This is a genomic window from Microbispora sitophila (assembly GCF_014892245.1).
GTDB classification, from domain to species: domain Bacteria; phylum Actinomycetota; class Actinomycetes; order Streptosporangiales; family Streptosporangiaceae; genus Microbispora; species Microbispora siamensis.
In genome coordinates, this window is record NZ_JADBGC010000002.1 from 306,820 (window position 1) to 320,838 (window position 14,019).

Here is a 14,019-nt window from a genome sequence, read left to right on the forward strand (position 1 = left end):
CAGCTACTTGACGGGCACGGTCCGATCGGCTTGGCTGGTAGTCGGCTGTGAAAGCCATTCTTGTGGGTGACCCTGGAGCCCCGCCTCCTTGCCTCAGGCGGGGCTCTTCCCATGTGCGTCAGGCTCCCACTGGCCGGAGCGGGGTCACCGGGTCGGGCAGCGGCAGGCCGCGGGCCTTCCAGAGACGGCGCATGCGGTCGGGGTAGTCGGTGACGACGCCTGCCACGCCCATGTCGATCAGCCGGGCGGCCTCATCGGGCTCGTTGACCGTCCACACCACGACCGGCAGGCCCTGCCGGGCCGCCCCGGTCATCAGCGCCTCGTCGACGAGCACCCGGTCGGGGGACAGCGTCGTCGCCCCCACCGCCGCGGCCGCCGCCGCGAGGTCGCCGCCGACCTCGCCGAGGCGGATGCCGTTCATCCAGGCGGGGGTCATCGTGTCGCGCTCGACCAGGGCGTACCGCCGCTCGACCAGCGGCCTGGCGATCTCCAGGACGCGCCAGTCGAAGCTCAGCAGTGCCGCCCTCGCCAACCGGTCGTGCCGGTCGAGCTCGTGGACGACCTCCTCGACGAAGCGGCGGGGGTCGGCGCACAGGTCGGGACGGGTGGGATCGGACTTCAGCTCGACGTGGAGGCGCACGTGGTCGGCGCCGAGGGCGCCGATCAGGCCGAGCACCGCGCCCAGCGTCGGCATCCGGGTGTCCGGCAGCGGCACCTGCGTGAGCGCGAAGCGGTCGTCCGGCCGCTCGGGCAGCCGTACGCCGACGTCGAGGGTGCGCAGCTGCGGCAGCGTGAGCGAGATGATCGGCTTGCCGACGTAGGGGAACATCTCGTCCCCCGGAACGGCCATGCCCGTGTCGGCGCTGGTCACCGCGGACACGTGCAGGTCGTGGGTGAGCACGAGCTGCCCGTCCGCGGACATGGCGACGTCGAACTCGAGTGCGTCGACCCCCAGCTCCAGCGCGAAGGCCAGGCCGGGCAGGGTGTTCTCGGGCCTCAGGCCCCGCGCTCCACGGTGCCCGTGCAGCTCAACGTATCCATGCACAGCGGCGTACCTTACCGCCTCGCCCGTCCGCGGCCCGGAACCCTCCGGTTCCGGGCGCGTACGCCACCAATCATCAGATAAGGGAGCGGATCTGGATGGTCTGGGTGCGGCCCGGGCCGACGCCGATGGCGGAGATCGGGGCGCCGCTCATCTGCTCCAGCGCCCTGACGTATGCCTGCGCGTTCGGCGGCAGGTCCTCGAACGTCTTGGCGCTGGTGATGTCCTCCTGCCAGCCGGGCAGCTCCTCGTAGATCGGCGTGGCGTGGTGGAAGTCGGTCTGCGTCATGGGGATCTCGTCGTGGCGGACGCCGTCGACGTCGTACGCCACGCAGACCGGGATCCGCTCCAGCCCGGACAGCACGTCGAGCTTGGTCAGGAAGAAGTCGGTCACGCCGTTGATCCGGGTGGCGTACCGCGCGATGACCGCGTCGAACCAGCCGCAGCGGCGGTTGCGGCCGGTGGTCACGCCGTACTCGCCGCCGGTCTGGCGGAGCCAGTCGCCCTGCTCGTCCAGCAGTTCCGTCGGGAACGGCCCGGACCCCACGCGCGTCGTGTACGCCTTGAGGATGCCGATGATCCTGGTCAGGCGGGTCGGCGGGATGCCGGAACCGGCGCAGGCGCCGCCCGAGGTGGGGGAGCTGGAGGTCACGAAGGGGTAGGTGCCGTGGTCGATGTCCAGCAGCGTGCCCTGCCCGCCCTCGAGCAGCACGACCTTGTCCTGGTCGAGCGCCTGCGAGAGCACGAGCGAGGTGTCCGCGATGTGGGGGCGCAGCCGCTCGGCGTAGCCGAGGTACTCCTCCAGCACCTTCGCCGGGTCGAGCCCACGGCGGTTGTAGATCTTGGTGAGGATCTGGTTCTTCTCGCCCACCGCGGCCTCGATCTTCTTGCCGAGGATGCCGGGGTCGAGCAGGTCCTGGACCCGGATGCCCATGCGGTAGATCTTGTCGCCGTACGCCGGGCCGATGCCGCGGCCGGTCGTGCCGATCTTCGCCTTGCCGAGGAAACGCTCGCTGACCTTGTCGATGGCCTTGTGCTGGGGCATGATCAGGTGTGCGTTCGCCGAGATCAGCAGCCGGTCGCAGGAGATGCCGCGCTCGGCCAGCCCGTCGATCTCACTGAGCAGCACGCCCGGGTCGACGACCACGCCGTTGCCGATCACCGGCACCACGTCGGGCGAGAGCACACCGGTCGGCAGCAGGTGCAACGCGTACTTCTGGTCGCCGATGACGACGGTGTGGCCCGCGTTGTTGCCACCCTGGTAACGCACGACGTAGTCGACGTCACCTCCCAGCAGGTCGGTGGCCTTCCCCTTGCCCTCATCGCCCCACTGGGCGCCAACGAGAACGACAGCCGGCATGGTTCAACTCCTGCACCAAGACGAAAGCCCCTGACGCAAGCGCGGCAGGGGCCTCTTGCACACAGAGACTACCTGAGGGGCATGCCGACGGTGAACGGAGTCTTAAGTCCCGAGACGGGCTCGGCCGTCCGCGTACGACCCCGTGTAACGGCCCCGTTCAGGCAGTTCGTCCTGGAGGTCGTTCAGGAGTTCGCGGTGAGCGCCTCCGCGGCGGCCTGGCTGCTGTCGCGCAGGAACTGGGCGCAGCGCTCGGCCTCGTCCTTCTCGCCGATCGCCTGGGCCGCCCGGGCGAGGGCGTTCAGGCAGCGCAGGAACCCCTGGTTCGGCTCGTGCTCCCACGGAATCGGCCCGTGCCCCTTCCAGCCCGCGCGGCGCAGCTGGTCGAGACCCCGGTGGTAGCCGGTGCGCGCGAACGCGTACGAGGTGACGGCGTGACCCGCGGCGAAGTAGTCGTCGGCGAGAGCGGCCCAGGCCGCCGAGTAGGCGGGGAAGCGGGCGGCCACGTCTGCCGCCTTGGCGCCCGACTCGAGCATCTGCCGCGCCTCGGGGGTGTCCGGCAGCAAGGTGGGCGGCGGGCCGGCAAGGAGGTTCTCGTGCGATTCCATGGGGACAGTCTTACTCGTCCAAGAGCCGCAGGGGTATGGGCGTCCCGGCGGGAACAGAAGATCGATACAAGAATGGATCTTCCGGTTTCCCGCCGGGGCCGTTCCCTTACTTGATCTTGGTGCCCGCGGACTTGAGCTGCTGGCACGCCTCGGCCACGCGCGCGGCCATGCCGGCCTCGGCCGCCTTGCCGTACGCGCGCGGGTCGTAGGCCTTCTTGTTGCCGACCTCGCCGTCGACCTTCAGCACGCCGTCGTAGTTGCGGAACACGTGGTCCACGATCGGGCGGGTGAAGGCGTACTGCGTGTCGGTGTCGATGTTCATCTTCACCACGCCGTACGAGATCGACTCGTGGATCTCCTCCAGAGCGGAGCCTGAGCCGCCGTGGAAGACCAGCGAGAACGGCTTCTCCTTGCCGTACTTGGCGCCGACGGCGTCCTGGATCTCCTTGAGCACGCTCGGGCGCAGCTTGACGTGGCCCGGCTTGTAGACGCCGTGGACGTTGCCGAAGGTGGCGGCCACGATATAGCGGCCGCGCTCGCCCAGCCCGAGGGTCTCGGCGACGGCCAGCGCGTCCTCCGGCGTCGTGTAGAGCTTCTCGTTGATCTCGCCGACGATGCCGTCCTCCTCACCGCCGACCACGCCGATCTCGATCTCGAGGACGACCTTGGCGGCGGCCGTCTTGTCGAGCAGCTCGCTGGCGATCTGGAGGTTCTCGTCGAGCGGCACGGCGGAACCGTCCCACATGTGCGACTGGAACAGCGGGTCCTGGCCGCGCGCGACGCGCTCGGCGGAGATCTCCAGCAGCGGGCGGACGAACGAGCCGAGCTTGTCCTTCGGGCAGTGGTCGGTGTGCAGCGCCACCGTCACCGGGTACTTCTCGGCGACCACACGGGCGAACTCGGCGAACGCCACCGACCCGGTGACCATGTCCTTCACGGTGGTGCCGGAGAGGAACTCCGCGCCACCGGTCGACACCTGGATGATCCCGTCACTTTCCGCCTCCGCGAAGCCGCGCAGCGCGGCGTGCAGGGTCTGCGACGAGGTCACGTTGATCGCCGGGTACGCGAAGCCGCCCGCTTTGGCGCGGTCGAGCATCTCGGCGTAGACCTCTGGAGTCGCGATAGGCATGCGAAGTCATCTCCTTCTGACGGTATGCGGCGTGGCAAGTATCCCGAAGGCCGGGCCGATCGGGAAAGCCGGGTATGTGGGGCGCCGGGAAAGACGCGGTCATTCCGCGATTCACGGTTTTCCACAGCCCTGCCGCTTCTCAGTCTCATCTCATCCGGGACAGGTAGGCTCGCCCCGTGGACGTGCTCTTGGACCTTCTTGACCCGAAGTGGTGGCTGAGCATGCTCGGCGCCTTCGCGACGATCGGCGTCATCGCCATCGTATTCGCCGAGACGGGGCTGCTCGTCGGGTTCTTCCTGCCCGGTGACTCGCTGTTGGTGACCGCTGGAATTTTCAGCACCGCCGCCGCCGCGGAGGGATTCGGGATCGCGCCTCTGTCACTGCCCACGCTGCTGATCGGCGCACCGCTGGCGGCGATCGCGGGAGCGCAGTTGGGTCACCTCCTGGGGGCGAAGGTCGGCAGGAAGATGTTCGACAAACCGGACTCCCGGCTGTTCAAGAGGGAGCACGTCGAGAAGGCGGAGTTCTACTTCGAGAAGTTCGGTCCCGCGAAGGCCGTGGTCGCCGCGCGGTTCATGCCGATCGTCCGCACCTTCATGAACCCGGTGGCCGGCGTGCTGGAGATGGACGCGCGCCGCTTCTTCGTCTGGAACGTCCTCGGCGGCGTCGTCTGGGTCGAGGCCCTGCTGCTGCTCGGCTATTTCCTCGGCAGCAAGGTCGAGGGCATCGACAAGTACATCCTTCCCGGGGTCTTCGTCGTCGTCCTTCTGTCGGTGATCCCGATCGTGCGCGAGGTCCTGAAGAACCGCAGGGCCGCCACCGCCGCCCCCAAGGGCCGCCACCACGCCCCCCGGTAGCCGGGTGGAAGGCGCCGGCCGTGGGCCGGCGCCTACGGGGAGTGGGCGGATGACCTGCGGGAAAGTGCTGCCGCACAAGAAGTGACCGGTCAGTACTGAGATATGCCTCACACCCGCTACTCTCCCGGGTGTGGGACGCCACAGGTCTGATCCCCTCGGCATCGCCAGGCTGGCGCTGGTCGGCCTGGCGGTCGTGCTGCTGCTCGCCGTCATCGTGGTCGGAGCGAGAGCGCTGCTGTCCACGTTCGGCTCCGAGGAGGCCGCCGGGGGCGCGTCCTCCACCCCCTCGGCGAGGCCCTCCGCCGAGCCTTCCGCCGCGCCCGCCACGCCCCGCGTGCCCACCGTCCGCGTGGTCTGCCGGGCCGACCGGTGTCCCGTGTTCGTCCGGGTGCCCGGCGGCGACGTGCTCATCGACCGGGACCTGGCCCGGGATGAGGAGGCGTCCTACTTCCAGCCCGAACTCGACGTCGTCCTCGACGACGCGAGCACGGTCCAGGTCTTCGAGAACGGAACCGCCAGGTCCCCCGGGCCGGCCGGCGAGCGCCAGGCGTTCAGTGTGAAGCCGAGACACCCTTGAGGCTGTTGACCAGGGTGGACAGGGCGACCTTGGGGGATAGCGGACCAGCAGGTGGACGTGGTCGTGTTCGCCGGTGAACTCGACCAGCTCGGCGCCAAAACTGTCGCACACCTCGATCATGATTTCTTCGCAGCGGCGCAGGAGTTCGCCGGTGAATACACCCGCCGGTACTTGGGTGTGAAGACCAAATGCGTGTGCAGCGTGGAGACGACGTTGCGTCCTCGTCGGATATCGGGGCTGGATTCCCATCGCGGCGACAGAGTCCGAGCGATAATGTGTTCGGATTTGAGGCTGGTGGTGCAGGTGAGGCTGATGCCGACATGCGGGCAGGCGGCGGCGCTGGAGGCCACCTTGCGCGCGGTCAATGAGGCCGCCAACCACGTCTCACGGGTGGCCTTCACCACCGGGACGCGGCGCGAGTACGCGCTGCGCAGGCACACCTACCGCGAGCTGAAGACACGCGGACTGGGGGCGCAGGCCGCCCAGCACGTGATCAAGAAGGTCGCCGACGCCTACACCGCGCTGCACGCCAACATCAGAAACGGAAACCTGGGCCCCCAAGGATCGCCACGCCGTGCCCGCGCCACCTCCAAACCGATCACCTTCCGCGCCGATGCCGCCCAGCCGTTCGACGATCGGTGCCTGTCGTGGCAGATCGACGCGCGTACGGTGTCGATCTGGACGACGGCGGGAAGGGTGCGCGATGTGGCCTTCACCGCGTCGGCCGAGCAGCTCACGGCGCTGGCCGCCTACCGCAAAGGCGGATCCGACCTGGTCTGCCGGGACGGCATGTGGTTCCTGATCGCCACCTGCGATGTCCCCGACCGGCCCATCGCCGTCCCGGACGCCTTCGTGGGCGTGGATTTGGGGATCGCCAACATCGCAACTACCAGCGATGGTGACCGGCACAGCGGCAAGGGCCTGAACGCCCACCGCCACCGGCAGCGCCGGTTACGCCGCCGGTTGCAGGCCAAGGCCACCAAGTCCGCCAAACGGCTGCTGAAGAGACGCCGCCGCAAGGAGGCGCGCTTCGCCGCGAACATCAACCACATCATCGCCAAGCAGATCGTGACTGAGGCAGAACGCACCGGACGCGGCATCGCCCTGGAAGACCTGGGCGGTATCCGTGACCGGGTACGGCTCCGCAAGCCCCAGCGGGTCACGCTGCACTCGTGGAGCTTCCACCAATTGGGAAGCTTCATCGCCTACAAGGCGGCCCGCTCCGGAGTCGCCGTGATCCACGTCGATCCGGCCTACACCTCCCAGACCTGCTCCTCATGCGGGCACGTGGACAAAAGGAACCGGCCCGACCAGGAAACCTTCGCCTGCACGTCGTGCGGCTTCGCTGAGCACGCCGACGTCAACGCGGCCCGCAACATCGCCGCGCGCGGTGTCGCGGGCTGGGCAGTGAGTCACGCTGCCGACGCGGCCTGAACCGTCAAAGCCATCGACGGCGAGGAGCTGCAAGCTCGGTCGTTCACGGCCGGGAAGCTGACTGTGAAGCGATCCCCAGATCAGTGAGGGAGTAGGCGGAGCGGTACGGCACGCCGGTCGCGGCCAGCGCCTCGTCGCCGCCCCGGTGCACGATCGTCGCGATGCCGACGACCTGCGCACCGGCCTCGCGCAACGCCTCCACGGCGGTGAGCACGGACCCGCCCGTCGTCGTGGTGTCCTCCACCGCGAGCACCCGGCGTCCGGCGACGTCCGGACCCTCGATCCTGCGCTGCAGGCCGTGGGCCTTGCCCGCCTTGCGCACCACGAACGCGTCGAGCGTGCGGCCACGGGCCGCCGCGGCGTGCAGCATCGACGTCGCCACCGGGTCGGCGCCCAGCGTGAGACCGCCGACCGCCTCGTAGTCCAGGTCCTCGGTGAGGTCCAGCATCACGCGGCCCACCAGTGGCGCCGCCACGCCGTCCAGGGTGATGCGGCGCAGGTCGACGTACCAGTCGGCCTCCTTGCCGGAGGACAGTACGACCCGGCCGTGCACGATGCCCTTGTTCTTGATCTCGTCCAGCAGTCTCTCGCGGTCACTCATGAGGCTCAGCGTACGGCCGGTCCCGCGGTGCGGGCCGTACGGGCCCGGGGGCCGCGCGTGGCGTGCGAAGACTACCGAGAGTAAAGAGGCTCCAGCGGTTTAGCCAGGACATGGACTGCGGAATGTATCGCCGTGCAACTCATCGTAATCGCGAGGTCGCAATGCGTAGAGAAGTCCGGCATACCGACATGGAACTGCTTGAGGCCGTGCGGGGAGGCGACACGGCGGCCTTCGGGACGCTCTACCGGCGGCACTCGCCCGCCGCGCGGTCGCTGGCCCGGCAGGTCGTGCAGGGCGAGGACGCGGTCGAGGACCTCCTCGCCGAGACCTTCGCGCGAGTGCTCGAGGTGGTGCGGCGGGGCGGCGGCCCCGCCTCCGCGTTCCGGCCCTATCTCCTCGCGTCGCTGCGCCGCTACGCCGCCGCCGGAGTGGTCGATCTGGCCGACGGAGACTCGCTCTACGTGGACCCCGAACTCGCCGGGCTGGAGCGCTCGCCGCTCGCCCGGGCGTACCGCTCGCTGCCGGAACGCTGGCGCATGCTGCTGTGGCACGTGGAGATCGAGGGCGGCAGACCCGCCGACGCGGGCCCGCTGCTCGGCCTGTCGGGCAGGGCCGCGGCCCTTCTCACCCGAAGGGCCCGTCAGGGCCTGCGGGAGGCGTACGTGCGGCTGCACCTGGAGAACGGTCCCCGTGCCGAGTGCCGGCCGATCCTGTCCATGATCCTCCGCTACGTCGAGAACGGCCTGCCCAAGCAGGAGGCCGGCGCGGTCGACGCCCATGTGGCCGAGTGCATCGACTGCCGGTCGGTCTTCCTCCAGATGGTCGATCTCACGCAGGAACTGCGGGCCGTCGTCGGTCAGCTCGTCGCCGGGCCGGCCGTGGACGACTATCTCGCCGACCTCTCCACCACGACCGCCTCGGGCTCACGGTCGTACGGCGGCGGCATGACGAGCGGCACGAGCGGGCGCGGGCCGAGCGGCAGGGTGAGCGGCAGGGCGCGGGCGCGGCTGGAAGCCGTTCGCCATCACATGGCGGGATTGACGAGCCGCGCGGACCGCCGCATGAGGGGGGCCGTTCGGGCCACCCAGGACGGGACGGGCCCGGCGGGGCGTGCGCGCGGACGGGCGGACACGCTGCTGCGCGGGGCCTACGGCCGGGCCCGGGCGACGACCCGCCGCGCGTGCGCGAAGGTGAGCGCGGTGCCGGGGGCGATGTACGGCCGCGCGCGGATGGCGACCCGGCGCGTGTACGTGAAGGTGGGCCCGAAGGTGGGTGCGCTGCCGCGGGCGGCGTTCGCCCGGGCGCGGGCGGCGCTGGCGTGGTCGTCCGCACTGCTGCGGAGCGTGCCGACGCCGCATCGGGCGGTGCTGGGAGGCATCGCCGTCGCAGCCCTCGCGACGGCGGCCTTCCTGCTCGTCGCCCAGCCGACGGGCATGCTCTTCACCGGCGGCTCGGGGAGACAGGACGGGACGCGGGCCCTGGACCGCCCGCAGCCCGCGGACAGCGCGGCCTCGCGTTCGCGGGCCGCCACCGGCCACGCGTCCCGGACGGCCGTGGGCTCCCCGACGCCGGAGACCGCGGACGATCCGGCGGCCGGGGGCGATACCGACGAGCCGAGTGCGGGCATCGCGCTCGGCATGCCCGAGATCACCGGCAGGGTCACACCTGGTGCCGATCGGCAGTCGCCACGCGAGGAGCCCGGCACGGCACAGGAAGAGGCGCCGCAGGAGGACACGGCACAGAAGGCCACGGCGCAGAAAGCCACGGCGCAGGAGGCCACGGGGTCGCTGCCCGGCTCCGGCAGGGCGGGCGAGGATCATCCGGCCGCACGTCACGACGGACGAACGGCGGCCACCGGCGCCCAAGGGCGTGGAGGTGGAGAGCACACGGGCGCCGGCCGTGAGAGCGGCCGTCTCACCGGTGCGGCGCGGGACAGCAAGGGGCAGGCGGACAGACGCCCGGTGACCGAGCCGGATACGACGACCGTCCTCGCGGAACGCGATCAGAACTCCCGCCACCCGGACGCCGGGGCCTCGGCTCCCGAACGGCAACCGGTGAGAGGCCAGATCTCCCGGCATCCCTACCAGGACCATCGCGCCCAGACCCGCGCACAGACCCGCGCCCAGGGCAGCGGGCAGGACGGCGCCCAGGCCCGCGCTCAGGTGCACGGCCAGGGCAGTACTCCGGGCAACGCCCAAGGCAACGCGCAGGCTCGTGCGCAGGGGAGTGCCGAGGTCCGCGCGCTGGGCGGGACGCGACAGGCGCCGGAGCGGGCTCGTGACCGGCGCGAGTCACAGGCCCGACGTCCGGCCACCGGCCGCGCCCCGTTTGTGCGGCCGGGGGACGTACAGGGCCGCCCGCAGGCCGGGAAGCGCGATCGTGAGGACCGTGAGCATGCCCGATCGGGCCGGAGCGACAGCGGAGCCCCGAAGGCCGCAGGGAACGGGAGGAAGGCGAAGGAGGCCCTCGTCGCCGCCGTCGATCCGCTCGGCGCCCTGCTGCGCGGCCAGTCCGGGCTCGTCGCCGTACGGCTGCGCAACGCGGGCGACGCGGCCACCGGCGAGGTCACCGCGACGGTGACCCTCCCGCCCGGCGTCCGCTATCTGGATCAGGGCGGGCACGGAGGCCGGGGCCGCGTGGCGGGCGGCGGTACGCGACAGGGCCACCAGCCCAAGCCGGGCGTCGTGGGGCAGAACGGTGCCGTACGGGAGGACCGCGAGGAGAGCGACGGCGCCGGTCAGGGGCGTGCGGCGGGCGGGCGCGCGGACCGCGCACGGCCGGGAAGCGGCGCGGGCGACGGCTGGTCGTGTGAGGCGTCGGGCCGCCAGGTGCCGGGCAGCAGGGTGTCAGGCGGCCAGGTGCCAGGCCGCCAGGTGCCGGGCAGCAGGGTGTCGGGCAGCCAGGTGTCGAGCAGCAGGGTGTGGTGCGTCCGGGGACCGCTCACCGCCGGTGAGGTGACGGCGATCTTCCTGAAGGTGGCCGTGGCCCCGGACGCGCCCACGGGACGGCCCTTCACGGTACGGGTACGGTCGGGGCGGCTGGAGACCACCGCCGAATCGACCGTGGGGGTGCGCGCCTCGGGCGCGGCGGCCCGCTTCGCCGCGGACGGCCGCCTCGCCGCCCGGGTCGTCGGCAACGCGCTCGTGAGCTCCGCCGCGCCGGCCGCTCCCTGCGGAGCCGCAGCAGGTGACCGGGAGCGGGACTCGGGCGTGAGCGTGCCGGTCGACCTCGACAGGGACCCCTCGACGCGTACGTCCAGTTGCGCCGATCTCGACCTGCCCGCCGGAGGCCAGGTGTTGTGGGCGGGCCTCTACTGGTCCGGCGGCGGCCGGGGAGCGGTTCCCGCGGAGGACATCCGGGTGCGCGCCCCGGGGATGCCGGGATACGCGACGCTGCACGCCGCCGAGGTCACCCGGCGGGATCTGCCCACCGGGTCCGGCTATCAGGCGTTCGCCGACGTGACCTCTCTCGTCCGTACGGCGGGTGGAGGCCGCTGGTGGGTCGCGGGCGCCCCGGCGCGTACGGGAACGGTCCGGCACGCGGCCTGGGGCCTGGTGGTGATGGCTGAGGACGCGCGGCAGCCGTACACGCGGGCCGTGGTCCTGGACGCCGCGGCGGTCGTCGGGAGCGAGGAGAAGGCCCTGCGGCTCCCCCTCGACGGCCTCGCCCCGGGCGGCGCGCCCGCGCGGATCGACCTGATGGTGTGGAACGGCGAGGGAGTCAGGGCGGGGGTCGTCACCATGACTGATCGCGCTCGTGGAGACCGGGAGGACCGGAGCCGGGCGGATGTCCTGGGCGAGGGAGACGCCGGAGGCGTCGCGGTCGACACGCTCCACGCCCTCCTGGGACCCCACCCCGCACTCCAGCTCGCCACCCGGCGCGACCCCGTCTTCTTCGGCGTCGCGGTGGTGAGCGCGAGAACGTGGTCTTGACAGCTTCCCCTCACTGCAGAGAGGGGAGCCCAACCGTCGCCGGTTCGGCTTCCTGCCTCATCGCCGGTCGTCCCTGGTGCGTTATCCATAACAAATTGGTGGGAGGCGATACATGGACAAACTGGTACGGTCGGCGTGAACGCTTCCGGTTCCAGGGTCGTGGGCGTCCCGATCCCCCACCAGGCGGGCGAGGGCTGAATCGCCGGGAATCACCCTCGCGGGAAGACACGCTTGACTACCCTGAGAGAGCCACGTAGGAAGGGCGGTGTCGCGTGGATCGCTGCGCGCTGTTCGTTGACGCCGGCTACTTGCTGGCAGACGGCGCGATGGCCGTCCATGGGACCCGCCATCGCGAGGCCGTCTCCTGGGACTATCCGGGCCTGTTGCAGCTCCTGACGAACCTGTCAAGAGAGCGCACGGGCCTGCCGCTCCTGCGCTGCTACTGGTATGAGGCGACCGTCGAGGGCCGCCGTACGCCGGAGCACGACGTGCTGGCGGACATCCCCGGGCTCAAGCTCCGTCTCGGCCGGATCAGGCCGGGCCGGCGGGAGGGCGTGGACGCCCAGGTCCACCGCGACCTCATGACCCTGGCGCGCAACAACGCGGTCTGTGACGCGGTCGTGGTCAGCGGTGACGAGGATCTCGCCCAGGTGGTGAGCGACGCGCAGGACCTCGGCATCCGCGTGACCGTCATACAGATCGCCACCGACGGCGCCTGGTCGGCGGCGCGCACCCTGCGGCAGGAGTGCGACGACCTCGTCGAGATCGCGAGCGGCCATCTCCGGCCGTACGTCACGATGCTCACGGGGGCGGACTCGGGCCCGGGCCTCGGCAACGGCCAGTCCCACGGCAACGGCCTCGTCCCGCACGGAAACGGCTCACTGTCCAACGGGACGCACCTCAACGGCTCCCAGCAGAACGGAACACAGCAGAACGGCACCCAGTCGCAGGGGAACTACGCCGCCGGTCTTCACGGCGAGGCGACCCCGCTGACGGGACCGCACGGCACGCCGTCGCAGAGCGTGTCGCACGATCTGGGCGCATCCGGTGCCGCGTCGAACGTCACCCAACCGCACGCCACGGGGGCACCCGGCACGGGCACCCACAGCGGCGGATCGCACGGCACGAGCACCCTCGGAAGCGGCACCCCCGGAAGCGGCGTCCAGGGCACTGGCTCGCACGGCACGGGCTCACATGGCACGGGAGCACACAGCGGCGGCCGATCGTCCGCCGCCCACGCACGTCCGGCCCTTCCCGCGCAGCCGACTCCACCGGTATACAACGGCTACTCGACGGAGACCCAGCCGCCGACCGGCCAGCCGTCTCAGCCGCAGCGCCAGGCTCAGCCGCCCGTGAGCACTCCGCTGCCGGCCCCGCCGGCGTCCACCCCGCCTCCGTCGCCTCCGTCACCGCCCTCCTCGGGAGTCCAGACGCCGCCGAGCGGCCCGGCGCAGAGCCAGTACGGCTCCGGATCCGCCGGCTACTCGCCCTCCCAGCTCGGGCCGTACACCGGTCCGCAGCCCGCGCCGGTGCCGATCCAGACAGGAGGCACCACGACGCTGGCCGAGGCGGTGAAGGCGGCGCACAAGGAGGGCCACGACTTCGGCGAATCGGTCGCCCGGGACGCCCCCGCGCTGTGGCTGGAGGCCGTGCTCGCCCGCAAGCCCCGGATGCCGTCCGACCTGGAGGCCCGCCTGCTGCAGGGGTCCTCGCTGCCGATCGACTTCCTGCTGCACGACGAGGTCAGGCACGCCCTGCGCCGCGGCTTCTGGGACGCACTGGAACGCGCCCGCCGCTGACCCGTCGTCCCACCGCCCGCGACCGGCCGCGTCTGAGCCGGTCGCGGTGCGTGGTGTCAGCCGAGGGCGTCGAAGCCGGCCCGCAGATGGGAGACGCGCTCGCTGAGCTCGGCGACGGCGCCGTTCAGAGGCCGGTCGCCGGACTTGTCCGCCAGTTCCCGCACCCGCCGTAGCTCGTCCTCGACGGCGGTGACGCGGCCGGCCAGTTCGGCCAGTACGGAGGTGTGGTCGCCGCCGCCCGGCAGTTCGTTCGACAGCCGATCGCGCAGCAGCGCCGCCTGCTCGGTGAGCCGCCGGTTCATCGTGTAGAGCTCCACGAACACGGCGACCTTGGCGCGCAGCACCCAGGGGTCGAACGGTTTGGTGAGGTAGTCCACCGCCCCCGCGGCGTACCCCCGGAAGGCGTAGTCGGGGGCGCTGTCGACCACGGTCAGGAAGATGATCGGGATGTTCCTGGTGCGCTCTCTCCGTTTGATGTGCGCGGCGGTCTCGAAGCCGTCCATGCCCGGCATGCGCACGTCGAGCAGGATCAGAGCGAAGTCGGTCGACAGGAGGGCCTTCAGCGCCTCCTCTCCGGACCGGGCCCGTACGGGCACGACGTCCAGCGAGCTGAGGATCGCCTCCAGGGCGATCAGGTTCTCCTCACGGTCGTCGACCAGCAGGACCCTGGCGCGGTCAGGCAT

The 14,019-nt window shown here is 71.3% G+C and carries 11 protein-coding genes and 1 pseudogene; 5 read left to right on the top strand and 7 right to left on the bottom strand.

The features are described from left to right. Positions 1-118: 118 nt before the first annotated feature. The 4 genes from IL992_RS04700 to fbaA form a co-directional block, all read right to left on the bottom strand. Positions 119-1,045, bottom strand: a complete 927-nt coding sequence (locus tag IL992_RS04700; RefSeq protein WP_193202054.1) for a glycerophosphodiester phosphodiesterase family protein — start codon at positions 1,043-1,045, stop codon at positions 119-121. A 73-nt stretch (positions 1,046-1,118) separates the two neighbouring features. Beyond that, entirely contained in the window at positions 1,119-2,402 is a 1,284-nt protein-coding gene (locus tag IL992_RS04705; RefSeq protein WP_193202055.1) for an adenylosuccinate synthase, read from the bottom strand. A 182-nt stretch (positions 2,403-2,584) separates the two neighbouring features. Beyond that, positions 2,585-3,007, bottom strand: coding sequence for a DUF3151 domain-containing protein (locus tag IL992_RS04710; protein ID WP_193202056.1), 423 nt, complete (start codon positions 3,005-3,007; stop codon positions 2,585-2,587). 106 nt (positions 3,008-3,113) lie between these two features. Next, a complete protein-coding gene (gene fbaA, locus IL992_RS04715) occupies positions 3,114-4,136 on the bottom strand; it encodes a class II fructose-bisphosphate aldolase (protein ID WP_079314587.1) in 1,023 nt (340 codons plus the stop codon). Positions 4,137-4,312: 176 nt separating this feature from the next. On the opposite strand from fbaA, the gene IL992_RS04720 reads away from it, so the two are divergent. Beyond that, a complete protein-coding gene (locus IL992_RS04720; protein WP_319018341.1) occupies positions 4,313-4,993 on the top strand; it encodes a DedA family protein in 681 nt (226 codons plus the stop codon). 130 nt (positions 4,994-5,123) lie between these two features. Continuing rightward, entirely contained in the window at positions 5,124-5,570 is a 447-nt protein-coding gene (locus IL992_RS04725) for a hypothetical protein (RefSeq protein ID WP_193202057.1), read from the top strand. Here the strand turns inward: IL992_RS04725 and tnpA are convergent. Next, positions 5,554-5,830, bottom strand: a pseudogene (gene tnpA, locus IL992_RS04730) (IS200/IS605 family transposase); the annotation flags it as partial. The gene IL992_RS04725 and the pseudogene tnpA sit on opposite strands and share 17 nt — an antisense overlap. A gap of 13 nt (positions 5,831-5,843) precedes the next feature. Here tnpA and IL992_RS04735 point away from each other — a divergent pair. Beyond that, positions 5,844-7,004 carry an RNA-guided endonuclease InsQ/TnpB family protein gene (locus IL992_RS04735; RefSeq protein ID WP_193202058.1) on the top strand — a complete coding sequence of 387 codons (1,161 nt, stop codon included), beginning with the start codon at positions 5,844-5,846 and terminating at the stop codon, positions 7,002-7,004. A 43-nt stretch (positions 7,005-7,047) separates the two neighbouring features. Here IL992_RS04735 and pyrE read toward each other — a convergent pair whose 3' ends face one another. Then, positions 7,048-7,605, bottom strand: coding sequence for an orotate phosphoribosyltransferase (gene pyrE, locus IL992_RS04740; RefSeq protein ID WP_193202059.1), 558 nt, complete (start codon positions 7,603-7,605; stop codon positions 7,048-7,050). A 188-nt stretch (positions 7,606-7,793) separates the two neighbouring features. Between pyrE and IL992_RS04745 the strand changes: the two genes are divergently transcribed. Together IL992_RS04745 and IL992_RS04750 are read left to right on the top strand one after the other, a co-directional pair. Then, complete coding sequence (locus tag IL992_RS04745; protein ID WP_193202060.1) at positions 7,794-11,537, top strand: sigma factor; 3,744 nt, start codon at positions 7,794-7,796, stop codon at positions 11,535-11,537. A 272-nt stretch (positions 11,538-11,809) separates the two neighbouring features. After that, positions 11,810-13,336 (top strand): NYN domain-containing protein, encoded by a 1,527-nt coding sequence (locus IL992_RS04750; protein ID WP_193202061.1) that lies wholly within the window; start codon positions 11,810-11,812, stop codon positions 13,334-13,336. A gap of 56 nt (positions 13,337-13,392) precedes the next feature. On the opposite strand, the gene IL992_RS04755 is transcribed toward IL992_RS04750, so the two are convergent. Further along, positions 13,393-14,019: a response regulator gene (locus tag IL992_RS04755; protein WP_193202062.1), complete on the bottom strand. Its 627-nt coding sequence runs from the start codon at positions 14,017-14,019 to the stop codon at positions 13,393-13,395.

What these genes read in the sequence shown, in the direction of transcription:
- pyrE (WP_193202059.1), bottom strand. Translation starts at nt 7,605, where the DNA reads ATGAGTGACCGCGAGAGACTGCTGGACGAGATCAAGAACAAGGGCATC.
- IL992_RS04745 (WP_193202060.1), top strand. Translation starts at nt 7,794, where the DNA reads ATGGAACTGCTTGAGGCCGTGCGGGGAGGCGACACGGCGGCCTTCGGG.
- fbaA (WP_079314587.1), bottom strand. Translation starts at nt 4,136, where the DNA reads ATGCCTATCGCGACTCCAGAGGTCTACGCCGAGATGCTCGACCGCGCC.
- IL992_RS04705 (WP_193202055.1), bottom strand. Translation starts at nt 2,402, where the DNA reads ATGCCGGCTGTCGTTCTCGTTGGCGCCCAGTGGGGCGATGAGGGCAAG.
- IL992_RS04755 (WP_193202062.1), bottom strand. Translation starts at nt 14,019, where the DNA reads ATGCCTGACCGCGCCAGGGTCCTGCTGGTCGACGACCGTGAGGAGAAC.
- IL992_RS04735 (WP_193202058.1), top strand. Translation starts at nt 5,844, where the DNA reads ATGTGTTCGGATTTGAGGCTGGTGGTGCAGGTGAGGCTGATGCCGACA.
- IL992_RS04710 (WP_193202056.1), bottom strand. Translation starts at nt 3,007, where the DNA reads ATGGAATCGCACGAGAACCTCCTTGCCGGCCCGCCGCCCACCTTGCTG.